Genomic DNA, 25,326 nt, shown 5'->3' with positions numbered 1-25,326 from the left:
GCATGAATCGCCTCCGCTCACTCGCCCACGCGCACGCCCTCGGCCTGGCTGCCGCCACGCTCTTCATCGGCACAGCCGGCGCAGCCAGCCCCGGCAACGACCCGGCCGCGCTGGCGAAGATCCGCGACACGGCCATGGCGAGCGACTATGCCTGGGAGCGCCTGGCGGACATGACCGACCTCATCGGCCCGCGCCTGTCCGGTTCGCCGGGGGCGGCGGCGGCGGTGACCCAGGTGGCAGAAGCGATGCGCAAGCTCGGCGCGAAGGTGACGCTGCAGCCAGTCAAGGTGCCGCACTGGGTGCGCGGCATCGAAACCGGCGAACTGACTGAGTACCGCGGCCGCCCGGCCGGCATCAGCCAGCGTGTCGTGCTGACCGCCCTCGGCGGCTCCGGCGCCACCCCGCCCGAAGGCTTGAGCGCGCAGGTGGTCGTGGTCTCGAACTTCGAGGAGCTGAAGGCGCGCGCGGGTGAAGTGAAAGGGCGCATCGTGCTGTTCGACGTGCCTTTCGACCAGGGCATGGCCGATCGCGGCCTGGCCGGCCAGGCCTATGGCCAGGGCTCGAACTACCGCAGCAACGGACCGCGGATCGCGGCGGAAATGGGCGCGGCAGCCGCGCTGGTGCGTTCGGTCGGCGGCGCCAACTACCGCCTGCCGCATACCGGTAACACCGGACTGCAGGACGGGGCGCGCATTCCCGCCGCCGCCGTCACCGTCGAGGACGCGCTCCTGATGCGCCGCCTGGCCAAGCGTGGACCGCTGACCATGCGCCTGGTGCTCACGCCGCAAAACCTGCCGGACGCCGACAGCTTCAACGTGATCGCCGACTGGCCCGGCAGCGACAAGGCGGGCGAAATCGTGATCGTGTCCGGTCACCTCGACTCCTGGGACCTGGCCACGGGCGCCCACGACGACGCCTCGGGCGTGGCCAGCGCCATGGCGGTGTTCGAGACGCTGAAGAAACTCGATTACCGGCCGCGCCGCACGATCCGCATGATCGCCTGGATGAACGAGGAAAACGGCACCCGCGGCGCGCGCACCTACCTGGCGGCGAACGAAGCGAACGCGGCGAACCACATCGGCGCGATCGAGAGCGACAATGGGGCAGGGCGCCCGTTCGGCCTGCGCGCCAGCATTCCGGCCACCTCCAGCCGCATCTTCGCGCCGCTGCAGGCGGCGCTGCAGCCGATCGGCGCCGGCCTGTTCCGGCGCGAGGATGCCCTGGCGACCGGCGACCTGTCGGGACTTGAGCGCGCCGGCGTGCCGAGCTTCGCACCGCTGCTCGATACCTCCACCTATTTCGACTACCACCATACCGCCGCCGACACGCTCGACAAGATCGATCCCGACCACCTGCGCCGCCATGTGGCCGTGATGACGGCGACGGCCTGGTTCCTGGCGAATGTCGAGGAGCCGATCGGCCGCGCTGTCGTGCCCGCTAGGTAACTGTCGGCCAGATAATTGTCGCCCCGAAGCGGACGCTCCCTGTCCGGGGCGTTTCGGTAGACTGCCCGCATACATCCTGCAGGGAGGACACCATGACTGGACGCAAGAAACTGACGGGACAGCGTATCGCCGTGCTGGTGGCGGACGGCTTCGAGAAAGTGGAACTGACGGCGCCGGTGGCGGCCCTGCGCGCGGCGGGCGCCGGGATCGATATCGTCTCCCTGCACTCGGGCAAGATCCGTGCGATGAACCTGCACATGCCGGCGGAATTGGTCGCGGTCGATTTCAAGGTCGACGACGTCAACCCGCGCGACTACGACGGGCTCCTGATACCGGGCGGTTTCATGAACCCGGATACCCTGCGCCAGTCGTCTGAAGCGCGCGACTTCGTGCGCGCTTTCGATCTGCTGGGCAAACCGATCGCAAGCCTCTGCCACGGCCCCTGGCTGCTGGCCTCGAGCGGCCTGCTGAACGGTCGTACCCTGACCTCCTGGCCCGGCGTGCGCGACGACATGGTGCACGCCGGCGCTACCTGGCTCGACCAGGAAACGGTGCGCGACGGTAACCTGGTGACCGGTCGCGGTCCCCAGGACATCATGCCCTTCGTGCGCGAGATGATCGCACTGTATGCTGGCGAAGCGGGCAACCGCAGCGCCCAGGGCCGGCGCCGCTCGGACCCGCAACGCGACAGCCCGACCGCGATCACGAGCGCCGCCATGCGCGGGCTGCCGCGCTCATCGATCGGCACCGTGCTCGGCCTCGCGCTGCTGGGCGTGGGCATGGTTGCGGCCAAGCGCAAGCGCGAGGGCGCGGGCATGACCGAGGCGGAAGCGCGCGCGGCGTCGGTATAGCGGGCCGGCGCCTGCACCTGCACACACCATCGTCATTCGCGCAGGCGCCACCGCCGCGCGCCGGCTTATTCGATCGGCACCCGCCGCACCGCACGCGCATGGCCGCGGAAGGGGCGGCCGTAGACCGTCTGGATGCCGCTGGCAAAGTTCTCGCCCCACACCAGCTGGGCCCGCGTTTCATGCGGTTCGGAAGACCAGTACCATTCGCGGGAGAACTGTTCGCGCAGGTTTGCGAACAGCAGCGACAGCTCGCGCCGGTTCGGCAACTCGCCGCCCTGGCCGATGGCCCAGTCGATCGCACCCGGCCAACTGGTGTCGGCGGCGTCTCCGGGCAGCAGGATCAGATGGTGGTCGGGCGCGCCGTCCTTGCCGAGGATGATGCCGGCGTAGTGCTCGCCTTCTTTCAGCGTTTCTCTCAGTTGCATATAAATGCCCATCGGGGTCTCCGCGCAGCGTTTGCGTTATTTGGTTACCAGGTAAGACACCGGCCTCGGCATCTTAGTTGCCACTCCAAACACGATATAGATCAGAACGCTGTTCGATTTCGAACGAATAAACGGTTTTGCGTCTTTGTTATTGCGAGAAAATTTATATCCAAAAAGTTTGAACTAAGGAAGTTTCCCGCCCTCAAAGCTTATTCACTTTTTGCGGAGAAACTTTCAGATGCAGAATCACGTCAACTTCCCCCTCCCTGCAGCGACCAAACTGCGTTGCGCCGCCACCGTTCTGCTCGCCGCCGCTGCCATGCATGGCGCCAGCGCCCAGGTCAGCAGCGCCCTCCCAGCCACCCCCAACAATTACTACGTGTCGCCCACCGGCTCCGACAGCGCTGGCGGCAGCAGCGCCGCCCCGTTCAAAACCCTGGCCCGCGCCGCGAAGGCCGCGACCATGCCAGGCACCACCGTTTTCGTTGCCCCGGGCACGTATGAAGGCGGTTTCAAAACGGTTGGCAACGGCAGTGCCGCCAGCCGTATCTATTGGGTGTCGACCACCAAGTGGGGCGCGAAGATCGTGCCGCCAGCAAATTCGACCAACAAGACCGCCTGGGATAACCGCGGCAATTACGTCAGCATCATCGGCTTCGAGGTCGACGGCAGTGCGATTCGCAGCGGCACCAAGTGGACGCTCGGCATCTATACCGGCGGCTCCTACAACCTCATCGAAGGCAACCGCGTCCACCACACGGCCAACACCATCGCCTGCAGCAGCGCCGGCGGTTCCGCCATCGGCGTCGACAGCTATTTCAAGGGCGTGATGACGGATGTGATCGGCAACGTCGTGCACGACATCGGCCCGGCCGGCTGCTCCTATGTGCAAGGCATCTATGTCAGCACCTCGGGCACGATCCAGAACAATGTCGTCTACCGCGTCGGTTCGGCGGCGATTCACCTGTGGCACGACGCCGCGGACGTGAAGATCATCAACAACACGGTGAGCGCGTCGAACTTCGGCATCATCGTCGGCGGCGGCGACTTTTATTTCACGAGCGCGGGCGCCGACAAGGTACACGTCCACAACAACCTCGTGTACGACAACCGGTACGGCATTTCGGAGCAGGGCAAGACCGGCACCGGCAATACGTACAGGAACAACCTCGTGTTCAAGAACACGAGCTACGACTGGCAGTTGCGCAAGGGCCTGACCCACAGCGGCACGATCACCTCGGATCCGCTGCTGGCCGGCTATTCGCGTGGCGCTGCAATGCCGGACTTCAGGCCAGGCGCCGGTTCACCGCTGATCGGGCGCGGCATTGGCACGCATGCACCGGCGCGCGATATCGACGGCCGCGTACGCGACGTGGGCACCGGCATCGACGTCGGCGCTTACCAGCACCGGGCAGACTGATCGCACCGGCCACGGCCGGTCATGCCAGCCCGCGCAGCCGCAAGGCGCGCGGGCTTTATCACGCCCAAAATAGGTTTCTCGGAGAAAACAATATTTGTGACAATGCTACTCCGCGGAAATAATGTGCCCGAAACATTGAACCTAAGCAGTTTCCTACGCTCAAAGTTATGCATTCACTTTAAAACGTTAGGGAATTTCTGCATGAATAAGCAATCCGTCTCAGCAAGCTCGAATCGTCTCAATGCCAATCGTTTCAATGTCATCACCCGCGCCACGGCGTCCGCCCTGTTTATCCTCTGCGCCGCTTCCACCGTGCAAGCCGCGGATCGCTACACGGTCGCCGGCTACGACGCCGCGCGTACTGGTTCAACCTCTGCGCGCTACGCCAGCCAGGTGACCGTCCTGTACCGCACCCTGCTCAACCGTGAGCCAGACCCCGCCGGCCTCGCTTACTGGGTGCAGCGGATGTCGCGAGGAACGACGATCGGACAGATCGAAGCGGAGTTGAAGCAGACCACGGAATACCGCAACCGCACCGTACCGGCACCAGCACCAGCACCGGCGCCAACGCCAGCACCGGCACCGGCACCGGCACCGGCGCCGGCACCGGCCCCAGCCCCAGCACCGGCCCCAGCACCCGCACCGGTTCCTGCACCCGCCCCAGCCCCGCAACCTGTGCCGCCGACGGTACCGACCGCTACGCCGGCCACGCCGAACAATTTCTATGTGGCGCCGACCGGTTCGGACACCGCCGCCGGTACCAAGGCCGCTCCATTCAAGACGCTGGCACGCGCCGCAAAGGCCGCTGTGAAGCCGGGCACGACTGTGTTTGTGGCACCGGGCACCTATGACGGTGGCTTCAAGACGACCGCCAACGGTACGGCAAGCGGCCGCATTTACTGGGTCTCGACGGTGCAGTGGGGCGCAAAGATTGTTCCTCCTGCAAACTCGACCAACAAGACCGCCTGGGATAACCGCGGTAATTACGTCAGCATCATCGGCTTCGAAGTCGACGGCAGCGCGATTCGCAGCGGCACCAAGTGGACGCTGGGCCTCTACACCGGCGGCTCGTATAACGTGATCGAAGGCAACCGCGTGCACCACACGGCCAACACCATCGCCTGCAGCAGCGCGGGCGGCTCGGCCATCGGCGTCGACAGCTATTTCAAGGGAGTCATGGGTGACGTGATCGGCAATGTCGTGCACGACATCGGGCCGGCCGGCTGCAGCTATGTGCAGGGTATTTATCACAGCACGTCGGGCACGATCAAGAACAACGTCGTCTACCGCGTCGGTTCAGCCGCGATCCACCTGTGGCACGATGCAAGCAACCTGAAGATCATCAACAATACGGTGAGCGCCTCGAACTTCGGCATCATCGTTGGCGGTGGCGACTATTACTTCACCTCGGCCGGCGCCAACAATGTTCACGTGCACAACAACATCGTGTACGACAACAAGTACGGCATTTCGGAGCAGGGCAAGACCGGTACCGGCAACACCTACAGGAATAACCTCGTGTTCAAGAACACGACCTACAACTGGCAGTTGCGCAACGGACTGACCCACAGCGGCACGATCACCTCGGACCCGCTGCTGGCCGGCTACTCGCGTACCGCTGCCTTCCCCAACTTCAAGCCCAGCGCCAGCTCGCCTGTGATCGGCCGCGGCATCGCGACTTACGCACCGGCAAGCGATATCGATGGCCGTCCACGCAACGCGACGGTCGGCTTCGACATCGGCGCTTATCAACACTGAGCAGGACCAAGCGGCGCCAGTCGGAACTACGTAACACTGACTGGCGCTTGAGGTCGCATCGAGCCAACCCGCGCAGCCGCAAGGCGCGCGGGTTTTTCTACGCATGGCTCGCACCTACGTCAGGAGACTATCGATGAAAAGCTTACTTACCGCAGCTGCCGCCACCTTCCTGCTGGCATGTACCGGCGCCACCGCCGCCACGACCCATGATTACTACGTCTCGCCGGATGGCTCGGACACCGCAGCCGGCACCGAGGCAGCGCCTTTCAAGACCCTGGCCCGCGCGGCGCGCGCCGCGACCCGTCCCGGTACGACCGTTTTCGTTGCTCCGGGCACCTACGCCGGCGGCCTCAGGACGACGGCCAGCGGTACCCCGTCGGCGCGCATCCGCTGGGTCTCGACCACCAGGTGGGGAGCGAAAATCGTGCCGCCAGCCCATTCGACCAGGAAGAAAGCCTGGGACAACCGCGGGAATTACGTCAGCATCATCGGTTTCGAAGTCGACGGCAGGAATGTCGGCAACGGCACAAGGTGGACTGTAGGCATCTATACCGGAGGCGCGTACAGCGTCATCGAGGGCAACCTCGTGCATCACATCGCGCGCACGATCGCCTGCAGCGGCGCAGGTGGCTCGGCCATTGGCGTCGACAGTTATTACAAGGGCGTCATGGGCGAGGTCGTCGGCAATGTCGTGCACGACATCGGGCCGGAGGGCTGCCCTTATGTGCAAGGCATCTATTTCAGCACCTCGGGCACGATCAAAAACAACGTGGTCTTCCAGGTCAGTTCCGCGGCCATCCACCTATGGCATGACGCGAAAGACGTGGTTATCGCAAACAATACCGTGAGCGCGTCGAACTTCGGCATCATCGTCGGCGGCGGCGACTTCTACTTTACGAATGGCGTCGCCAGTAACGTACATGTACACAACAATATCGTGTACGACAACCGTCACGGCATTTCGGAGCAGGGGAAGACCGGCACCAGCAATACCTACCGGAACAACCTGGTCTTCAAGAACGCGACGTATGACTGGCAGTTGCGTAATGGCCTGGAGCACAGCGGCACCATCACCTCCGATCCGCTGCTGGCCGGCTATTCGCGCAGCTACTGGCTGGCGAATTTCCGGCCCAGCCCCAGCTCGCCTGCGATCGGGCGCGGCGTCGCGACCCATGCACCTGCTACCGATATTAACGGCCGCCTGCGCAATGGCGCGACCGGGGTCGATATCGGCGCCTATCAGCACTGAGCGGCCCGGGCTCTACCAGCCCTGACTGGCATTGCTTTCCGCAACCCGCGTAGCCGCAAGGCGCGCGGGTTTTTTGCGTCCACAGCCGGTGACACAGACAGGTTTGGGGCCGGATCAGGGAAGCAATTCGCTAATAACTGTTTCCTTGTAAAAATAATGCTTGCAAGAATAGTACCCGAAGGAAATTTATTTTGGAAAAAGTTGAACTAAAGCAGTTTCCACCGCTCAAAGTTTACGTATTCATTTTTTACCTCAGGAAATTTCCCCATGAAAAAGCAAGCCCAGTCCGCAGTTCGTACCAAGGTCATCGTTCGTCACACCGTCACCGTATTGCTCGCAGCCTGTGCTGTTATTGGTGGGAACGCCAGTGCCCAGACCACAGTCAAGCTCTCCGGCTATGACGACCTGAGCGCCACCCCGAGCGTGCTTTCCAGCGCGACCCTGCCGGCCACCGCCGTGAATTACTATGTCGCGCCAACCGGCTCGGACACCGCTGCCGGCACCAAGGCTGCGCCATTCAAGACCCTGGCCCGCGCCGCCCGCGCCGTTACCCGCGCCGGCACCACCGTGTTCGTGTCGCCTGGCACCTATGCCGGCGGTTTCAAGACGGTTGCCAACGGCGCTGCCGCCAGCCGCATCTACTGGGTCTCGACCACCAAATGGGGCGCCAAGATTGTGCCGCCGACCAATTCGATCAACAAGACCGCCTGGGACAACCGCGGCCACTATGTCAGCATCATCGGCTTCGAAGTCGACGGCAGCAAACTGGCCGGCGGCACCAAGTGGACGCTCGGCATCTACACCGGTGGTTCGTATAACGTGATCGAAGGCAACCACGTGCACCACACTGCCAACACCATCGCCTGCAGCAGCGCCGGCGGTTCCGCCATCGGCGTCGACAGCTATTACAAGGGCGTGATGGGCGATGTGATCGGCAACGTCGTGCACGACATCGGCCCGGCCGGCTGCAGCTATGTGCAGGGCATTTATCACAGCACTTCGGGCACGATCAAGAACAACGTCGTCTACCGCGTCGGTTCGGCCGCGATCCACCTGTGGCACGATGCGACCAACCTGAAGATCATCAACAACACGGTGAGCGCGTCGAACTTCGGCATCATCGTCGGCGGCGGTAATTACTACTTCACCACGGCTGGCGCCAACAACGTGCATGTGCATAACAACATCGTGTACGACAACAAGTACGGCATCTCGGAGCAGGGCAAGACCGGCACCGGCAATACCTACAGGAACAACCTGGTGTTCAAGAACACGACCTACAACTGGCAACTGCGCAACGGCCTGACCCACAGCGGTACGATCACCTCGGATCCGCTGATGGTCGGCTACTCGCGTACCGCCGCGATGCCGAACTTCAAGCCAAGCCTGAGTTCGCCGGTGATTCGCCGTGGCATCGCAACCTACGCACCGACCACCGATATCGTCGGCCTTCCACGCAATGCGACGGTCGGTGTCGACATCGGCGCCTATCAGCACTAAGAGGCGGCCAGCACCCGCTTCATCCTTTGCTCCCCAGTGAGCCGACCCGCGCGCCCGCAAGGCGCGCGGGTTTTTTACGATCGCGCCATCGCGAGCGAATTCGAGTTCGGCGTCTTGACACGGCGCACACAATGCGTGTTGATCTGTCAAGAGCTTCGTGTAGAATCGATTCTTTCGGGGTGCAAGCCTGTTTCACAGAAAGCCAAAGATGGACACTGTCAAGACAAGATCGGAACAAGCCGCGCAAGCACCCGCCCCGGACGGCGCGCGCCGGCCGCGCCGCCGCATTGCCAAGGAAATTCTCGAACGTGGCCGCCGCTTGCGCAATCGCATCGGCGTGCTGATCGGCGTGTCGATGGGCGTGGTCGCCTTGGTGACGGTAATGGAATAAGCCGAAAATTAATCCGGGATCGGCAAGGCCATCTGCGGGCTGTTGGCGCCGGCCCGGTTCACCTCGGGCGTCACCTTGAACCACTCGAAGGCCTCGGGCGGCAGCGCCGCCCGGCGCGCCAGTTCGAGCGCGCCCTCAGGCGGCAGGTCGGGGTCGAGCCAGAGCGCGGCGTCGGCGGCTTCGAGCACCACCGGGCGCCGGTCGTGGATGTCGAGCATGCCTTCGGCGGCGTCGTCGGTGACGATCACGAAGCCGGCTTCGGCGCGGTTTTCCGTGAAGCTGCCAAAATTCGCCAGGGCCAGCATGAACAGCGGCGCGCGGTCCTTGCGGTGGATGTGCCAGGGTTGCTTCTTGCCTTTTTCGCCGGTCCATTCATACCAGCCTTCGGCCGGGACGACGGCGCGTCCGTTCTTCAGCAAGCGGCTCCAGTAGCGATTGCTCAGTTTGTCGAGGCGGGCGTTGATCGTGATCGGCACCTTGCCTTCGGCCCATTTGGCGCGGTAGCTCCAGAACACATCGTCGATGCGCCGCTCGCCGTCCTGCACATGCATGACGGGCCGGTAACTGCCCGGCGACACATTGAAGGCGGGCGCGGATGCGCTGTCGAAGTGCGCATCGGCCCAGCCGAAGACGCTCGCGTAATACCGTGCCGTTTGGCTCTGATCAAATCGTCCACACATGGAAAACATGGTACTGCAAAAGCGCCGGGCGCACGATTGGCCGGCACCGGCGGGCGAGGGAGTAGCAGAATGCTATCCTGCACACTGGAAAATACGGAGGATTCGAAATGGCGGCAGCAAGTTGGCTCAAGATGTTGAAGGCAGTTCCATGGAGTGAAGTGATCGCGCATGCGCCCCAGCTGGCGGGCAGCGCACGCAGGCTCTGGGAAACGGCGGCGCGCCGCGGCGTGCCGGAACCCGGGTTCGACCTGGGCGAAGCGATGGCGAACGCACCCATCGACGAGGACATTGCGATCCTGGCATCGCGCATCGAGCAGCAGGAGGCCACCATCGCCCAGCTGCACGGACAGGTGCGCGAGGCAACCAAGGTGATCACCGAGCTGGCCGACCAGAATGCACAGCTGGTGGCCCGCATGCAGTCGGCGCGCGAGCGCCTGAGCACGATCGGCGTGGTCGCCGCCTTCTCGGGGCTGCTGTCGGTGATTTCGCTGGCCATCGTCCTGACCCGCACCTGAGCGCCGGACGCACCCGGTATGAAATTTGTCCTGGTCCTGTTCAGCACCTTCGTCTTCATCGCGATGCTGATGAATAACAGCCGCAAGCGCGGCATGCTGAACGAGGACGCCAACAAGGCCGTCACCGGCCTGGCGACGGCGATGCGCTATTTTCTGTACGGCTTGCTGGTCGTGGCCGCGGCTGTGTGCGCGGTGCTGATTTACCAGGGAAGCTGAGACCTGTTCTTCGCAGCGCCGAGCGAGGCGCTGTGACGTTTGCTGCGCCTGTCCACCGTGACCAGGACCGTTCTGCAGCGTGCCGCACGCCTGTTTCGCCTCGAGTAATGCCACCTGTCGGCCCGCCTCGCCCCCAGCCTTCCATTTCCTGATCTCGGTCAGTTCCCGCGCTGTTACCGCGCATTTCGCACTTATTCCAAAGGTATTTACTGATCCTTGAGCTTGCCAATCTGACATTGCCTATTGGCAGCGGATTTCGACCGAGTCGACATTGGAAGGAGCTGGATCATGCTTGCATTGCGCACCGCATTCGAACTTCACCTGGCCAGGACACTTGCCCTCATCCTGCTCGTCGTTCCCACGCTCGCCGGCTGCGCCACCGGCAGTCCCCCACTGCAGGCGCCGGAAAAGCAGATCGAACGACTCGACAAGAACGCCATGCATGCCGCCGTGGCGGACGGCATCAGCACCGGCCTGGCGATCTCGAGCGGCGCGGTCGAAATGAATCCGCTGGTGTCGACGTCGCCCATCGGCCTCATCGCACTTACCGGCGCCAAGATTGGCCTGGTCAAATTCGCCGAGCGCCTGCCCGAGCCGCAGAAGCGCCTGGTCATCAAATCCGCGAGCTCGGTATGGGGCGGCGCCGCGGTCAACAACCTGATGGTGCTGGCGGCGGCGCCCACGCCGGTCGCCGTCGCCGCCGGCGTGGTGGCGGGCGTGCTCTGGTGGCGTCACAGCACGCGGGTCTACGAAAGGGCGGACCGCGCAATCGCGGCGCGTGGGGAAATGCCGGCGCCGCATGCGGGGCGGGTCGACGTGGCGGAGTTGGCGTCGCAGCCGGGGCACTAGCAAGCTTGCCCAGCTGGCGTGACGCCTCGAACCCAGCAGGCTGAAGATGCCGGTCAGGCGCGCGGCTTGCTCATGCCGCTACGGCGGGCAGGCTTGTGGAAGCTTGCCCGCACCCAGCATGCGGCCGTGAGCAGCCATAACTGCCAGCCCGCAGCGAGAAGGAGCAAGGGCAGGGCCGCGGTTTCAACTGACAACAGGGTGCATGCAAGGCCGGTGACAACGGCCGTCCAGCATGCCAGGTACTGTGCTGCGGAGCGGGCGATTCTGTGCCAGGGCAAGAGAACAAGCACCCCGGCAAAAAGAAAGAAGGGCGTGACGAAGGCATCAAAAAGCATCGTCGACGCAGCGTAGCTGGCATACGCCATGACGACGCAGGCAACAGCGTTAGCCGTACGCAAGCCAATGTCCGCTCTCCCGTTTCCGATGCCTGCGGAAGCTTTGGCGGCTTGCGCCCCATTCTTCAAGAGCGAGCGGACCATGAGCAACAACAGCGCGGCGCCGACGGCGAGGCTGAGGACATGCGCCCTGGCGCTGGCTTGGAGGACCACGTTCGCGCTTTCCATGAGAACAAGACCGAATGTGGCACTTAGCAGGCCTGCGAAGGCACTGTTGCGTCTTTGAACAATGGCCTTGATCTCATCGATTTCCATGCCGCCTCCGTAGGGTGTCACCGGGAATCTCCTCAGTATCTTCCTCAAAGCAACATATCTATTGAGCTTTATCAATTCCCCTAGGTAGACCGGTCAGAATGGATCGATCTGAACTGCTTGCGCCACGTCAATTGTTTCTAGTTATTGAAAGTTAGAATTAATTTTGGGTCCGCGCCTGGACAACCGCCTGAGTGCAAGGGAAAGGGTTGAGCTATGAATGATGCATCGCGCGCTGCGGTCGCACGCCGCGCACCGGGATTGCGCCGGGAGTCTGGTGCCGTGGCCATCATGTTCATTTCCTCGGTTCTGGTGATTTTCGGTTTCTTCGGCCTCGCGCTCGATCTGTCGATGGTCTACAACCGCAAGGTCGAAATGCAGAACGCGGCCGACGCGGTGGCGCTGGCGGCAGCTGCAGAACTGAACGGATCCTCGGCGGGCGTGGCAAAGGCCTTGTTGCGGGCATCCGAGCGCTTCATTACCCTGCCGGGAACGGTCGTTGGTGGCGTTTCCTACCAATACTCGACGCAGACGATGGAGTGGCGTGATGCGGCTATCCAGTTTGCACGCTCGCCTGCGGGACCCTGGATAGATGCAGGCACCGCTGCATCAAGTCCCGCCGGGCTGCTGTTCGCGCGGGTTGATACCGCTGGCCTTGACCCGGCGTATGGGGACGTCCGCACCTTGTTCATCCATGTCCTGGCACCGGAACAACAAACAGTTTCGACCTCCGCCATTGCAACAGCGGGACGCTCTGCGATTAACGTGACGCCTATCGGCATTTGCGCCATGCGCCCCGAGCAGGCACGAAACCACAAGGGGGAGCTGGAAGAGTACGGCTTTCGTCGCGGTGCGGCCTATGACCTGATGCAGTTGAATCCGGATTCCAGCGCGTCGGCCAGCACCTTCCTGATCAACCCACTGGTTCCGCCCGGGACGGTCGGCGCGACGCCATCGTTCAACGCCACCTCCGTCGCTCCCTTCGTCTGCACGGGTACGATGGCAATGGCACGTGTTTCAGGTGGGAGCATTGTCGTATCGTCGCCATTTCCGCAGAACGAGCTATTCCGGAGCTTCAACTCCCGGTTCGATGCGTACGCGGCTCCCTGCAGTCCGGAATCCGCACCCCCGGACGCGAATATCAGGGAGTACAGGCACGATAACGGTAGTGTTCCCTGGATGGCCACGGTGCCGACCAGCCAGGCAGCAGCGCAATCGTTCGCAGACGGCAAGCGCTGGACTGTAGTCGGCCCCGACGATACGCCGGCGGGCACGACGGCAGCACAGTACGGGCCGCTATGGTCGTACGCCAAGGCGGCGCGATTCAGTGCCTATACCAGCGGCCTTCCCGAACCTGCCGCCGGATACAGCACCTTCGGCACCGGCGACTGGGCCACGCTGTACAACCCCGGAAAGCCTCAGGTGGGAACGTATCCATCGTCTACTCCGTACGCGCAAACCGGCGGCCAGTACTTCCGCGCGCCAAGCCGCAGAAGCATCCGTGGACGCCGCGTATTGAATGTCCCGCTGCTTGCGTGCCCAGTCCCGGGCAACAGCGCGACAGTGCTCGGTATCGGCAAGTTCTTCATGACGGTGCAGGCCGACGCAACATCGCTGGTGGGCGAGTTTGCAGGACTCGCGTCCGAACAATCCCTTGGTTCAAACGTGAAGCTCTATCCATGAAAAAACGCTCGAGTAGCTACTTTCGCCGCCGCGAACGGGGCGGCGCCGCCATCGAAATGGCGCTCGTTCTTCCAATTCTCATCCTGTTCGTGACTGGACTGGTCTTTTTCGCGAGGGTGTTCTGGTATTACAGCGTCATCCAGAAGGCAGCACACGATACGACGCGGTTCTTGTCCACGGCCACCCAGATTGAAATGCGGACAACGGGAGCGCCAATGGCAGTGGTTGCAAGATCGATCGCGCAAGCAGAGACGGCGGTACTCAATTCCGCCGTGGAAGCAATCGCCATCGATGTGCAATGCAACTTTGCGACCTGCGGATTCGCGGTTCCGGCCACAGTCCGTACCGTCATCCAGGTGCGAATGCGCGACGACATTTTCGGCGCTCTTACGTCTGCTTACTATGGGGAGGACGGACTGCTGTTGACGGCAGACGTCACGATGCGCTATGCGGGTAACTGAACGAGCCAGGGGCGCCAGCCCGGCACTGAAAACGCAGCAGGGTGGGGCAGCGGTCGAGTTCGCCCTGGTGTTGATGTTCTTTCTGACGCTGATCTTCGGCGTGATCGAGCTCGCGCGCGCCATGTATATCTGCAATACGTTGCAGGAGGTGACGCGCCGGGCGGCGGCCCTGGCGACCAATACCGACTTCAGCGACGGGCCAGCCATGCAACGCGTCCGCGAACGGGCCGTCTTCCGGAACTCCCCGGGATTCCTGATGTTCGGTGAGCCCATTACTGATGCTCAGGTCAACATCGACTATATGGCGATCACGCGCGATGGGGCCACTCTGGCAATGACGCCGATCCCGCTCGCGACCCTGCCTGCCAACCCTGCACGCAACCAGGAAGTGTGCATGAGCGATCCCCACGATGCCGGCTGCATCCGCCTGGTACGGGTCCGTATCTGCCGTGCCGGCGGAAACCAGTGCGAACCGGTGCCATACCAATCGCTTGTCTCTCTGGTCCCCCTTGCGTTTACACTGCCGATGTCGACGACGATCAGCAATGCCGAGACACTGGGGAGAGCGGCAGGCGTCGCACCCTGAAGCTGATTGGGCAGCAGGTGTTTGCACATTGAGAGGAACTGAGACATTCAGCGATTCTGTCCACGCGGAGAGGACGGCTGAAGGGGAACTTGCTGCGACGCTGCGCGAGAATTTGTTGGTGCCCGGAGCCGGAATCGAACCGGCACGCCCTTGCGAGCACGGGATTTTAAGTCCCGGGTGTCTACCAGTTTCACCATCCGGGCAGCGCGCAGGAGTGTAGCACAGGCGCGCAGCTTCGGGTCAGGATTGCAACATTTCAACACGCGCGGGCGCCTGTGCAGGGCCTGCGGCCACCTCGTACTCTTCAGCCCGGCCGGCGAATGGTGTAGCATGCCCCCGGCGCCATGAGGGCGTGCAAGAAGTACGAGGACAAGAATTGAACATCATCATCAACGACCAGTTGCGGGCCTTCGTCGACCCGCTTGCCGACATCGAATACGCCGCGCTGGAACGCAGCCTGCTGGCCGAGGGCTGCCGCGACGCCCTCGTGCTGTGGCGCGAGACCCTGATCGACGGCCACAACCGTTACGACATCTGCCGCAAGCACGGCATTCCCTTTCGCACCGTCCATAACAACAGCTTCGACTCGCTCGAGGATGTCATGCTGTGGATGATCGACAATCACCTGGCGCGCCGCAGCGTGTCCGACTTCCAGCGCGGCCTGCTGGCGCTGCGTAAGAAAGACATCGTCACCGCCCGCATGGCCCAGAAGATGGCCGAGGCGCCGCCCGAGCCCGACCCCGACGACATGGACGCGCGCCCGCCGCCGCCGTGGAACACGCGCGAAGACGTGGCCAAGGCGGCGCGGGTGTCGTCGAACACCATCAGCCAGATCGAACGGATCCAGAAAGCGGCGACGCCGCAGCTGGTCAAAGCGGTTCGCTCGGGCACGATTTCAATTAATGCCGCGGCGAACGTGGCCTCGCTCACCGAATCCGAGCAGAACGCCGCCGTCGCCGGCGGGCGCAAGGAACTCCAGCAAGCTGCGCGCCAGGTGCGCGAGAAAAAGGCGGCCGGCAAGCCGCCCAGGCTGGGGCCGGACGGCGAGCCGATCGACGAAAAGGCCGCACTGCGCGCCGAGATCGCCGCCCTGAAGGACCGCATGGCGACGCTCCTGACCGAAAACGAGATCCTCAAGCAGAAGCTGGCCAACGCCGGCGGCTGAGGCCCAGACCCACCCACACCATCACGACACCGGAGACCACCGCATGTTCCTGCACCGCAGCTTCGTAAGCACCCTGGCCGGCACGCTCCTCGCCATGACCGCCGTCCCGACCCTGGCGGCTCCGGCAACGCCGGGCATCGAAGCGGCAAGCACGGCATCCGCCGCCGAGCTGGCGCACTGGAAAAAAACGGCGGCGCGGGTGACGATCATGCGCGACAAATGGGGCATTCCGCACGTGTTCGGGAAAACCGATGCGGACGCGGTCTTCGGCATGCTCTACGCCCAGGCCGAGGACGATTTCAACCGCGTCGAGCTGAACTACATCAATGCGATGGGGCGCCTGGCCGAAGTCGAGGGCGAGAAGGAAATCTGGCGCGACCTGCGCATGAAGATGTACATCCAGCCGGCCGACATGCAGGCCAAGTACGCAGCCAGCCCGGCCTGGCTGAAGGAATTGATGAAGGCCTTTGCCGACGGCCTGAACTTTTACCTGCACACCCATCCGCAAGTCAAACCGAAGCTGATCACGCATTTCGAGCCGTGGATGGCGCTGTCGTTCAGCGAAGGCAGCATCGGCGGCGACATCGAGTCGATCGATTTGAAGGCGCTGGAAGCGTTGTATGGCAAGCCTGCCGCCCTGGCGCCGGCGCTTCAGGCAGACAAGGTCGCCGACAACCGGAATGTGCTCGACGCCGAACCGCGTGGCTCGAACGGTTTTGCGATCGCGCCGAAACTCTCGGCCTCCGGCCGCCCGCTGCTGCTGATCAACCCGCACACCTCCTTCTACTTCCGCCCCGAAATCCACATGGTCAGCGAGCAGGGCCTGAACGCTTATGGCGCCGTGACCTGGGGACAGTTCTTCATCTACCAGGGCTTCAACGAAAAGACCGGCTGGATGCACACCTCGGGCGGCGGCGACGTCATCGACGAGTACCTGGAAACCGTGGTCGAGCGCGGCGGCAAGTTCTTCTACAAATACGGCAATCAAGAACGCGCCCTGCGCGCCGTGCCGGTGAGCTTGCCGTACAAGACGGCGAGCGGCGCCATGGCCAGCCGCACGGTGACGGCGTATTTCAGCCACCACGGCCCGATCGTGCGCGCCCAGGATGGCAAATGGGTCGCCGTCAAAATGATGGACGAGCCCGTCAAAGCCCTGACCCAGTCCTACAGCCGCACCAAGGCGCGCAATTACGCCGACTTCAGCAAAACGATGGCCTTGCGCACCAATTCGTCGAACAACACCGTGTATGCCGACGCCGACGGCAACATCGCCTATTTCCACGGCAACTTCATCCCGAAGCGCGATCCGCGTTTCGACTGGAGCAAACCGGTCGACGGCAGCAACCCCGCCACCGAATGGCAGGGCCTGCACGCCGTCAAGGACACGATCACGCTGTTCAATCCCGCGAGCGGCTATATCTCGAACACGAATAACTGGCCGTTCAGCGCTTCCGGGGCGAACAGCCCAAAGCAGGCCGACTATCCCGCCTACATGTGGTCGCTGCCGGAGAACGCGCGCGGCCTGCACGCCGAGCGGGTGCTGAAAAACGCCAAAGGGCTCACCGTCGACAGCCTGATCGCCGCTGCCTACGACAGCTATCTCACCGCCTTCGAGCCGCTGGTGCCGCAGCTGGCGAAGGATTTCGACGCGCTGCCGCCAGGCGACGCCCGTCGCAGCACCCTCGGCCCGCAAGTGGCGGCGCTGCGCGGCTGGAACCTGCGCTTTGCCGCCGACTCGGTGCCGACCGCGCTGGCCGTCTACTGGGGCCAGGAAATGGTGGCGGCCGCCGCGCCGAAGGCGCGTGCTGCCGGCATCCCGACGGTCGACTTCATCAGCAGCCGGATCGGCGCGAGCGAGCGCCTCGACGCCTTGAGCCGCGCCAGCGCCAAGCTGACCGCCGACTTCGGCACCTGGCAGACGCCCTGGGGCGAGATCAACCGCTTCCAGCGCATCAGCGGCGACGTCGACCAGCAATACGACGACAGCAAACCAAGCTATCCGGTCGCCTTCACCTCGGCCAACTGGGGCTCGCTCGCCTCGTTCGGCATGGTCGCCAAGCAAAAGACCAAGCGCATCTACGGCGACCGCGGCAACAGTTTCGTCGCCGCCGTCGAGTTCGGTCCGAAACTGCGTGCCAAAAGCATCCTGGCGGGCGGCCAGAGCAGCAATCCTGCATCGAAACACTTCGCCGACCAGGCCGCGATGTATGCGCGCGGCGAATTCAAGGATGTGCTGTTCTACAAGGCCGACATCGAGAAGGCGTTGGAGCGCAAATACCATCCGGGCCAATAAGCGGCGGGGGGCTTGCCATGACCATGAGCGACAAGGAAAAAATGCTGGCGGGCGAGCTGTTCCACCCGAGCGCGCCGGAACTGCAGGCCGACCTGGAAGCCTGCGGCGCCTGGCTGGCGCGCTATAACGCGGCGCTCGGCGACGGCTCCGCCGCCTGGCATGCACTGCTGCAGGAGCGGCTGGGCGCGGTGGGCGAGGGCGCGCTGGTACGCCCGCCTTTCTATTGCGACTACGGCTACAACATCCACCTTGGCGCCAATGTCTTCCTCAACTATAACTGCGTCATCCTCGACGGCGGACGGGTCAGCATCGGCGAGGACACCCGCATCGGCCCGGCGGTGCAGATCTACACGGCCGACCACCCGCGCGACCCGGCCGTCAGGCGCAGCGGCCTGGAGTCGGGCCTGCCGGTGACGATCGGCAGCAATGTCTGGATCGGCGGCGGCGCCATCATCCTGCCGGGGGTGACGATAGGCGACGACGCCATCGTCGGCGCCGGCAGTGTCGTCACGCGCGACGTTGCGCCGGGCGCCACCGTCGTTGGCAACCCCGCCCGGATCGTCGCTCAACAAGGCGGGCCGGCCGCTGGCGCTTGACCGCTTGCACTTGCTATAATTTCGCGCATCACGATCACGATTCACTTCACCGGCGCAAGACCGGCACACAAGGCAGGCAGTGGCTAAACTCTATTTCAGGTATTCGGCGATGAACGCCGGCAAGTCCACGGCGCTGCTGCAGGTGGCCCACAATTACGAAGAGCAGGGCCAGCAGGTCAAGCTCTACACCGCCGCGATCGACAACCGCTACGGCGTCGGCGTCATTACCTCGCGGCTCGGCCCCCAGCGCCAGGTCGATACCTTCGACGGCGGCACGAATTTCCTCGCAGCCGCGCCGGCCGTGTCCTGCGTACTGGTCGACGAAGCCCAGTTCCTCACCAAGGACCAGGTGCAGCAGCTGCACCAGCTGGCCCAGGTGCGCGGCGTGCCGGTCATTTGCTATGGCCTGCGCAGCGATTTCCGCGGCGATCCGTTTCCCGGTTCGGCGTATTTGCTGGCGCTGGCCGACGACATCGAGGAAATCAAGAACATCTGCAGCTGCGGCAAGAAGGCGACGATGAACGTGCGCGTCGACGCCGAAGGACGGCGCATCCATGAAGGCGAGCAGGTCAGCATCGGCGGCAACGAAAGCTATCGCCAGGCCTGCGGACGCTGCTTCTACGCCCCCAAGACTGCCTGATGAACCTGCCGGCCTGCGCCGCGCTCTTGTCCGGCGCGCCGGCTTTCGTGTGCGCGCAGACCGCGCATACCGATATCCTCCTTTACCTGCTGCCCTCGCTGGCCCTGGCTTTCCTGTTCTGGATGCTGTCGCGCGCGCATCCGGCGTTTTTCCTGCTGACTGCCGCCGGCACCCTGTGCCACGAGCTGGCGCATTTCGGCGTCGGCCTGCTCAGCAACGCCGAGCCGGTCGGCATCAACCTGATCCCGCGCCGCCGCGGCCGGGTCTGGGAACTCGGGTCGGTCACCTTCGCCAACCTGCGCTGGTATAACGCGGCCCCGGCCGCGCTGGCGCCGCTGCTGGTGCTGCTGGTGCCGCTCGCGGTGGCGGCCTGGCGTACCGGCCCCGGCTGGCGCTTCGGTCCCATCGACCTGGCGCTGGCGCCGCTGCTGGCGCCGCAGTTCCTTTCCTTCTGGCCCTCGCCCGTCGATTGGCGGCTGGCAATGCGTTCCTGGCCCTGGCTGGCGATCGCGGCATGCGTCGTGATAATTGTCGAATGGCATGATCTTCTGTTTCAGTTTGTAAAAAGCTGACGCCCTGTCCTTAAGCCAGCCTTAATCTTGCGCGCACGCCCCGTAGAAGCCGCCTCTGCGCGGACGCGCGATCCTGTAGAATGGATTGGCACAGCGCCGTGAGCGATACCCCCGGTATCGAAAAGGCTTGCAGGCAGACAAATAAGTTCACGTTCGGAGAACGAATAATGAAGAAGCAGATGTTGATGGTTGCCCTGGCTTGCGCCATATCCGCACCGGCTGTCACCGCACAGCCGGAAAAAGTCGCCGCGCCCCAGCTGGCCACGCAGATGAAACCGCTTGCCGCGCAGACCCAGGCCGCGCTGTGGGCTTCGCGCGTGCTCGGCCGCTACCACTACAAGGCGACTCCGCTCGACGATGCGATGTCGCAGAAAATCTTCGACAATTACTTCGAAACGCTCGACAGCGAGAAGCTCTACTTCACGCAGGCCGACATCGACCGTTTCGCGCCGATGCGCACGCGCCTCGACGACGCCATCAACAACGAAGACCTGACGATGCCGTTCACGGTCTACAACCTGTATCACCAGCGCTTTGCCGACCGCATGAACTACGCGCGCGGCCTGCTCAAGACGAAACTCGATTTCACGGCTGACGAAACCCTGCAGCTCGACCGCGAGAAAGCGCCCTGGGCGAAGAACGAAGACGAAGTGCGCGACCTGTGGAGGAAGCGCGTCAAGAACGACTGGCTGCGCCTGAAACTGGCCGGCAAGGAAGAAAAAGCGATCCGCGAAACGCTCGACAAGCGCTACGCCAGCTATGTCACGCGCCTGCAGAAGCTGAACAACGAAGACGTGTTCCAGATGTTCATGAACGCCTATGCCACCGCGATCGAGCCGCACACCAACTACCTCGGCCCGCGCTCGGCGGACAACTTCGACATCGCCATGCGCCTGTCGCTCGAAGGCATCGGCGCCGTCCTGCAATCGCGCGACGAATACACGGTCATCCGCGAAATCGTGCCGGGCAGCCCGGCCGACAAGTCCGGCAAGCTGAAGGTCGGCGACCGCATCGTCGGCGTGGCCCAGGGCACGGCGCCCTTCACCGATGTGCTCGGCTGGCGCATCGACGATGTCGTGCAGCTGGTGCGCGGCGAGAAGGGCACCACCGTGCGCCTCGACGTGATCCCGGGCGACGCCGGCGTCGACGCCAAGCACGTCGCGGTCTCGATGGTGCGCAAGAAGATCAGCATGGAAGAGCAGGCCGCCAAGAAGTCGATCATCCAGGTCAAGGATGGCGGCGTCACGCGCCGCATCGGCGTCATCTCGCTGCCGACCTTCTACCAGGACTTCGAGGCGCGCCGCAAGGGCGACAAGGACTTCAAGAGCGCCACGCGCGACGTCCAGCGCATCCTGGCCGAACTGAAGAAGGACAAGGTCGACAACGTCCTGATCGACCTGCGCAACAACGGCGGCGGCTCGCTGACCGAAGCGGTCGAGCTGACGGGCCTGTTCATCGACAAGGGCCCGGTGGTGCAGCAGCGCACCGCCGAAGGCCGCGTCGAAGTCGAGAACGACACCACCGCCGGCCTGGCCTGGGATGGCCCGATGGGCGTCCTGATCAACCGCGGCTCGGCCTCGGCCTCGGAAATTTTCGCCGCCGCGATCCAGGATTACGGCCGCGGCCTCGTGATCGGCGAGCCGAGCTTCGGCAAGGGCACGGTCCAGACCTTGATCGACCTCGACCGCTTCTCGCAGTCCGAAAAAGTGCGTTACGGGGAACTGAAGATGACGATCGCCCAGTTCTTCCGCGTCAACGGCGGCACCACCCAGCTGCGCGGCGTCACGCCCGACATCAAGCTGCCGGTGACCTCCGACATCGAGAGCTTCGGCGAGTCCTCGTTCGACAATGCCCTGCCATGGGTGGCGATCAAGCCGGCCACCTTCATGCCCTCGGGCGACCTGAAGGAACTCGTCGCTCCGCTGCAGCAGCGTCACGAAGCGCGCATTGCCAAGGACAAGGACTTCCAGGAACTGCGCGAAGACATCGCCGAGGTGATGAAGCTGCGCAAGGAAAATTCGATTTCGCTGAACGAAACGGTGCGCCGCAAGGAACGCGACGCCCAGGACGCGAAGTCGAAGATGCGCGAAGCGCGCCTGGCCGCAGGCAAGGGCGGCAGCACCGACGAGCCGGCCGCAGCGCCAGGCGGCAAGGAAGCGCGCAGCAAGGTGCCGGAGCCGACCCGCCCAAGCAAGGCAGTGGTCGCCGCGCGCAACACCCCGATGCGCGACGACGGCCTGCAGGCCGACGAACGTGCGCTGTCGGCGGAAATCGCCGCGGAAAAAGCCGCCAAGGATGCCAAGGACGTGCTGCTGCAGGAAGCCGCACACATCCTGGCCGACGAAGCGGCGATGCTCAAGACCGACACCCGGATGGCCTCGCGCGTGATGCCGTATATGGGCGCGGCGCGGCCGTAAGCCAGTTGTCATTTCCGGGCGCAAGTCGCCCGGCTGGTTCAGGAAGGTGGCATGGCCCGCAAGGGCTTGCCACCTTTTTTCATTTGGTAAATCCCGGCTTTTTTTCGGGTACAATCCTTGTGAACGATCGTGCTTTTTATGGCGGCGCATTCAAGACAAGGAGACCGGATGGACCTGAATTATTCTGCCGAGGACCTGGCGTTTCGCGCCGAAGTGCGGGCCTTTCTCGAAGCCAGCTTGCCGGCCGACCTGCAGCACAAGGTCCGCAAGCATTTGCGTCTGTCGAAAGACGACAACGTCCGCTGGCACCGGATCCTGGCAGCCCGGGGCTGGGTGGCGCCGGGCTGGCCGGTCGAATTCGGCGGCCCTGGCTGGACTCCGGTGCAGCGTCACATTTTCGAGGACGAGTGCGGCCGCGCCGGCACGCCGCGCATCATGCCCTTCGGCGTCGACATGGTGGCGCCGGTCATCATGGCCTTCGGCAGCCAGGCCCAGAAAGACTATTTCTTGCCGCGCATCCTGTCCTGCGAGGACTGGTGGTGCCAGGGCTATTCGGAGCCGGGCGCGGGTTCCGACCTGGCCTCGCTGAAGACGACCGCCGTCAAGGATGGCGATCATTACATCGTCAACGGCCAGAAGACCTGGACCACGCTGGCCCAGCATGCCGACATGATCTTTTGCCTGGTGCGCACCGACAGTGGCGTACGCAAGCAGGAAGGCATTTCCTTCCTCCTGATCGACATGCATGCGCCCGGCGTCACGGTGCGCCCGATCATCATGCTCGACGAAGACCACGAAGTGAACGAAGTCTTCTTCGACAATGTGCGGGTACCGGTCGAGAACCTGGTCGGCCAGGAAAACCGCGGCTGGACCTATGCCAAATACCTGCTCGGCCACGAGCGCACCGGCATCGCCGGGGTAGGCCGCTCGAAACGCGAGCTGGTGTTCCTGAAAACCCTCGCCGCGCGCGAGCGCAAGAACGGCCTGCCGCTGATCCAGGACCCGTCGTTTGCCGCCAAGATCGCGAGCCTGGAGATCGAACTGATGGCGCTCGAGATGACGGTGCTGCGCGTGCTGGCGCGCGCCGACAAGGCGCCCGGCCCGGAGGCCTCGGTGCTGAAGGTGCGCGGCACCGAGATCCAGCAGGCGCTCACCGAATTGATGGTGGAAGCGGCCGGCCCGATGGCGCTGCCTTTCGATGCGGCCTACCTGGAGGGCGAGACTGAACACAGTGCATTTGACGACAACGATGCGGCCGCGCTGGCCGGGCATTACTTCAACTATCGCAAGACCTCGATCTACGGCGGCTCGAACGAGATCCAACGTAACATCATCACCCAGATGATCCTGGGCCTGTAAGGAGAGCGCATGGACTTCAATTTCAACCAGGACCAGCGCCAGTTTGCCGACGCCTTGAAGCGCTGGACCGCGCGCGACTACGGTTTCGAGGCGCGCCGCGCGATCATTCATTCGGAGAGCGGCGTCTCGAGCACCGCCTGGGCCACGCTGGCCGAGCTGGGCATGACGGCGCTGCCGCTGCCGGAAGCCCATGGCGGCTTTGCCGGCACCGCGGTCGACATGTACGCCGTCATGCAGGAGCTGGGGCGGGCCCTGGTGGTCGAACCCTATGTCGCCACCATGCTGGGCGCCGAGTTCCTGCGCCTGGGCGGCGCCCATGGCGCGCTGCTCGAGCGCGTCGCCGGCGGCGATCTGCTGCTGGCCTGCGCCCTGGGCGAGCGCCAGTCGCGCCACGACATGTTCGACATCGCCACCCGTGCCGAGCCTGAGGGCGACGGCTGGATCCTGAATGGCGAAAAGAAGGTCGTGCTCCACGGCGCCCAGGCCGGCATGCTGGTGGTATCGGCGCGCAGCAGCGGCGATGCGCGCGACCAGGCAGGCGTGTCGCTGTTCGTGCTGCCGGCGGAGTCACCCGGCATCGCCATCACCGACTACCGTACCCTCGACGGCCTGCGCGCGGCCGATGTCCGCCTGACCGATGTGCGCACGCCGTCCGCCAGCCTGCTCGGCGCGGCGGGCGAGGGCGGCGAGATCCTCGACGCCGCGCTCGACTATGGCGCCGGCCTTCTGTGCTTCGAGGCGCTGGGCGCCATGGAAGCGCTGTTCGAGGCCACGCTGGACTACCTGAAGACGCGCCAGCAGTTCGGCGCGCCGATCGGCAAATTCCAGGCGCTCCAGCATCGCATGGCGGACATGGTTATTCACCTCGAGCAGGCGCGCTCGATGGCGCTGCTGGCGGCGGTGAAGCTGGCCGCAGGCGATGCACACGAGCGCCGCCGCGCCGTCTCCGCCGCCAAATACCGCATCAACATGGCGGCGCGCTTCATCGGCCAGCAGGCGGTGCAGCTGCATGGCGGCATGGGCGTGACCGACGAGCTGCCGGCCTCGCATTATTTCAAGCGCCTGGCCATGATCGAACTGACGCTCGGCGATGCCGACCACCACCTGGCGCGCTTCATCGCCCAGCCGGGTTTTGCGGTGACGGAGGCGGCGTGAAGAAGGCATGGTATTTCGAGGACTTCGCGCCCGGCCAGGAAATCGAGCTCGGCCAGCGGTTGGTGACCGAGGACGAAATCATCGCCTTTGCCACCCAGTTCGATCCGCAGCCCTTCCACACCGACCGGGCAGCCGCGGCGGCGTCGATGTATGGCGGGGTGATCGCCAGCGGTTGGCATACCTGCGCGATGATGATGCGCATGGTGGTCGACGGCATGCCCTTCGCCGAATCGAGCATGGGTTCGCCCGGCCTGGACGGCGTGCGCTGGCTGCTGCCGGTGCGCGGCGGCGACACGCTGGCGCTGCGCTACCGGACCACCCAGGTAAAGGCGTCGCATTCGAAGCCGGACCGCGGCGTGGTCTGGTCGACCTGGATCGCCACCAACCAGCGTGGCGAGACCGTGTGCACGATCGCGGGCATGGCGATGTTCCGGCGCAAGCCCACCAATTGAA

Annotated in this window: 25 protein-coding genes and 1 tRNA gene; 22 read left to right on the top strand and 4 right to left on the bottom strand. The window is 64.1% G+C overall.

The features are described 5' to 3' along the window. Positions 1–2: 2 nt before the first annotated feature. Both AC56KZ_RS02180 and AC56KZ_RS02175 read left to right on the top strand, forming a co-directional pair. Entirely contained in the window at positions 3–1,445 is a 1,443-nt protein-coding gene (locus AC56KZ_RS02180; protein ID WP_497160491.1) for a M20/M25/M40 family metallo-hydrolase, read from the top strand. A 92-nt stretch (positions 1,446–1,537) separates the two neighbouring features. Next, positions 1,538–2,296 carry a type 1 glutamine amidotransferase domain-containing protein gene (locus tag AC56KZ_RS02175; RefSeq protein ID WP_497160490.1) on the top strand — a complete coding sequence of 253 codons (759 nt, stop codon included), beginning with the start codon at positions 1,538–1,540 and terminating at the stop codon, positions 2,294–2,296. 65 nt (positions 2,297–2,361) lie between these two features. Here AC56KZ_RS02175 and AC56KZ_RS02170 read toward each other — a convergent pair whose 3' ends face one another. Then, on the bottom strand, positions 2,362–2,733 hold the full coding sequence (locus AC56KZ_RS02170; RefSeq protein WP_497160489.1) for an Lcl C-terminal domain-containing protein: 372 nt from the start codon (positions 2,731–2,733) through the stop codon (positions 2,362–2,364). Positions 2,734–2,959: 226 nt separating this feature from the next. On the opposite strand from AC56KZ_RS02170, the gene AC56KZ_RS02165 reads away from it, so the two are divergent. From AC56KZ_RS02165 to AC56KZ_RS02145, 5 genes are all read left to right on the top strand, one after another. Beyond that, a complete protein-coding gene (locus AC56KZ_RS02165) occupies positions 2,960–4,141 on the top strand; it encodes a right-handed parallel beta-helix repeat-containing protein (protein WP_497160488.1) in 1,182 nt (393 codons plus the stop codon). A gap of 201 nt (positions 4,142–4,342) precedes the next feature. Then, positions 4,343–5,899: a right-handed parallel beta-helix repeat-containing protein gene (locus tag AC56KZ_RS02160; RefSeq protein ID WP_497160487.1), complete on the top strand. Its 1,557-nt coding sequence runs from the start codon at positions 4,343–4,345 to the stop codon at positions 5,897–5,899. 133 nt (positions 5,900–6,032) lie between these two features. After that, complete coding sequence (locus tag AC56KZ_RS02155) at positions 6,033–7,148, top strand: DUF1565 domain-containing protein (RefSeq protein ID WP_497160486.1); 1,116 nt, start codon at positions 6,033–6,035, stop codon at positions 7,146–7,148. A 267-nt stretch (positions 7,149–7,415) separates the two neighbouring features. After that, on the top strand, positions 7,416–8,648 hold the full coding sequence (locus AC56KZ_RS02150; protein ID WP_497160485.1) for a right-handed parallel beta-helix repeat-containing protein: 1,233 nt from the start codon (positions 7,416–7,418) through the stop codon (positions 8,646–8,648). Between the two features lie 208 nt (positions 8,649–8,856). Further along, positions 8,857–9,039 (top strand): hypothetical protein, encoded by a 183-nt coding sequence (locus AC56KZ_RS02145; protein ID WP_497160484.1) that lies wholly within the window; start codon positions 8,857–8,859, stop codon positions 9,037–9,039. 8 nt (positions 9,040–9,047) lie between these two features. Here AC56KZ_RS02145 and AC56KZ_RS02140 read toward each other — a convergent pair whose 3' ends face one another. After that, positions 9,048–9,728, bottom strand: a complete 681-nt coding sequence (locus AC56KZ_RS02140; protein WP_497160483.1) for an SOS response-associated peptidase — start codon at positions 9,726–9,728, stop codon at positions 9,048–9,050. A gap of 98 nt (positions 9,729–9,826) precedes the next feature. Here AC56KZ_RS02140 and AC56KZ_RS02135 point away from each other — a divergent pair, with 98 nt between their 5' ends. From AC56KZ_RS02135 to AC56KZ_RS02125, 3 genes are all read left to right on the top strand, one after another. After that, positions 9,827–10,234 carry a hypothetical protein gene (locus AC56KZ_RS02135; RefSeq protein WP_497160482.1) on the top strand — a complete coding sequence of 136 codons (408 nt, stop codon included), beginning with the start codon at positions 9,827–9,829 and terminating at the stop codon, positions 10,232–10,234. Positions 10,235–10,252: 18 nt separating this feature from the next. Then, positions 10,253–10,450 carry a hypothetical protein gene (locus AC56KZ_RS02130; RefSeq protein WP_497160481.1) on the top strand — a complete coding sequence of 66 codons (198 nt, stop codon included), beginning with the start codon at positions 10,253–10,255 and terminating at the stop codon, positions 10,448–10,450. Between the two features lie 288 nt (positions 10,451–10,738). Next, on the top strand, positions 10,739–11,299 hold the full coding sequence (locus tag AC56KZ_RS02125; protein WP_497160480.1) for a hypothetical protein: 561 nt from the start codon (positions 10,739–10,741) through the stop codon (positions 11,297–11,299). A 53-nt stretch (positions 11,300–11,352) separates the two neighbouring features. Here the strand turns inward: AC56KZ_RS02125 and AC56KZ_RS02120 are convergent, their stop codons facing one another. Next, entirely contained in the window at positions 11,353–11,949 is a 597-nt protein-coding gene (locus tag AC56KZ_RS02120) for a hypothetical protein (RefSeq protein WP_497160479.1), read from the bottom strand. Positions 11,950–12,162: 213 nt separating this feature from the next. On the opposite strand from AC56KZ_RS02120, the gene AC56KZ_RS02115 reads away from it, so the two are divergent. Genes AC56KZ_RS02115 through AC56KZ_RS02105 form a run of 3 tightly spaced genes read left to right on the top strand, consistent with a single transcriptional unit; the run spans position 12,163 to position 14,676 of the window. Then, positions 12,163–13,629: a pilus assembly protein TadG-related protein gene (locus AC56KZ_RS02115; protein ID WP_497160478.1), complete on the top strand. Its 1,467-nt coding sequence runs from the start codon at positions 12,163–12,165 to the stop codon at positions 13,627–13,629. Continuing rightward, positions 13,626–14,090 carry a TadE/TadG family type IV pilus assembly protein gene (locus AC56KZ_RS02110; protein WP_497160477.1) on the top strand — a complete coding sequence of 155 codons (465 nt, stop codon included), beginning with the start codon at positions 13,626–13,628 and terminating at the stop codon, positions 14,088–14,090. The genes AC56KZ_RS02115 and AC56KZ_RS02110 overlap by 4 nt, the downstream gene beginning before the upstream one ends. Next, positions 14,077–14,676 carry a TadE/TadG family type IV pilus assembly protein gene (locus AC56KZ_RS02105; RefSeq protein ID WP_497160476.1) on the top strand — a complete coding sequence of 200 codons (600 nt, stop codon included), beginning with the start codon at positions 14,077–14,079 and terminating at the stop codon, positions 14,674–14,676. The genes AC56KZ_RS02110 and AC56KZ_RS02105 overlap by 14 nt, the downstream gene beginning before the upstream one ends. 116 nt (positions 14,677–14,792) lie before the next feature. On the opposite strand, the gene AC56KZ_RS02100 is transcribed toward AC56KZ_RS02105, so the two are convergent. Then, positions 14,793–14,879: transfer RNA gene (locus AC56KZ_RS02100), tRNA-Leu, on the bottom strand. Positions 14,880–15,052: 173 nt separating this feature from the next. Here AC56KZ_RS02100 and AC56KZ_RS02095 point away from each other — a divergent pair. The 9 genes from AC56KZ_RS02095 (at position 15,053) to AC56KZ_RS02055 (ending at position 25,325) form a co-directional block, all read left to right on the top strand. Continuing rightward, positions 15,053–15,841: a hypothetical protein gene (locus AC56KZ_RS02095; RefSeq protein WP_497160475.1), complete on the top strand. Its 789-nt coding sequence runs from the start codon at positions 15,053–15,055 to the stop codon at positions 15,839–15,841. Between the two features lie 43 nt (positions 15,842–15,884). Then, the gene (locus tag AC56KZ_RS02090) at positions 15,885–18,134 is read left to right on the top strand and encodes a penicillin acylase family protein (RefSeq protein WP_497160474.1); all 2,250 of its coding nucleotides are present in this window, start codon (positions 15,885–15,887) and stop codon (positions 18,132–18,134) included. Positions 18,135–18,151: 17 nt separating this feature from the next. Further along, positions 18,152–18,730, top strand: a complete 579-nt coding sequence (locus AC56KZ_RS02085; RefSeq protein ID WP_497160473.1) for a sugar O-acetyltransferase — start codon at positions 18,152–18,154, stop codon at positions 18,728–18,730. Positions 18,731–18,809: 79 nt separating this feature from the next. Further along, entirely contained in the window at positions 18,810–19,370 is a 561-nt protein-coding gene (locus AC56KZ_RS02080; RefSeq protein WP_497160472.1) for a thymidine kinase, read from the top strand. Next, entirely contained in the window at positions 19,370–19,942 is a 573-nt protein-coding gene (locus tag AC56KZ_RS02075) for a hypothetical protein (protein WP_497160471.1), read from the top strand. The genes AC56KZ_RS02080 and AC56KZ_RS02075 overlap by 1 nt, the downstream gene beginning before the upstream one ends. Positions 19,943–20,109: 167 nt before the next feature. Beyond that, on the top strand, positions 20,110–22,359 hold the full coding sequence (locus AC56KZ_RS02070; RefSeq protein WP_497160470.1) for a carboxy terminal-processing peptidase: 2,250 nt from the start codon (positions 20,110–20,112) through the stop codon (positions 22,357–22,359). Between the two features lie 168 nt (positions 22,360–22,527). Then, entirely contained in the window at positions 22,528–23,718 is a 1,191-nt protein-coding gene (locus AC56KZ_RS02065; protein WP_497160469.1) for an acyl-CoA dehydrogenase family protein, read from the top strand. Positions 23,719–23,727: 9 nt separating this feature from the next. Next, positions 23,728–24,873, top strand: coding sequence for an acyl-CoA dehydrogenase family protein (locus tag AC56KZ_RS02060; RefSeq protein ID WP_497160468.1), 1,146 nt, complete (start codon positions 23,728–23,730; stop codon positions 24,871–24,873). Next, positions 24,870–25,325, top strand: coding sequence for a MaoC family dehydratase (locus AC56KZ_RS02055; protein WP_497160467.1), 456 nt, complete (start codon positions 24,870–24,872; stop codon positions 25,323–25,325). The genes AC56KZ_RS02060 and AC56KZ_RS02055 overlap by 4 nt, the downstream gene beginning before the upstream one ends. Position 25,326 lies beyond the last annotated feature (1 nt).

It is taken from the genome of Telluria sp. LT2P34, assembly GCF_059685915.1.
The sequence above is the reverse complement of the archived record's forward strand: the minus strand, read 5'-3'. Positions and strand labels throughout refer to the sequence as shown.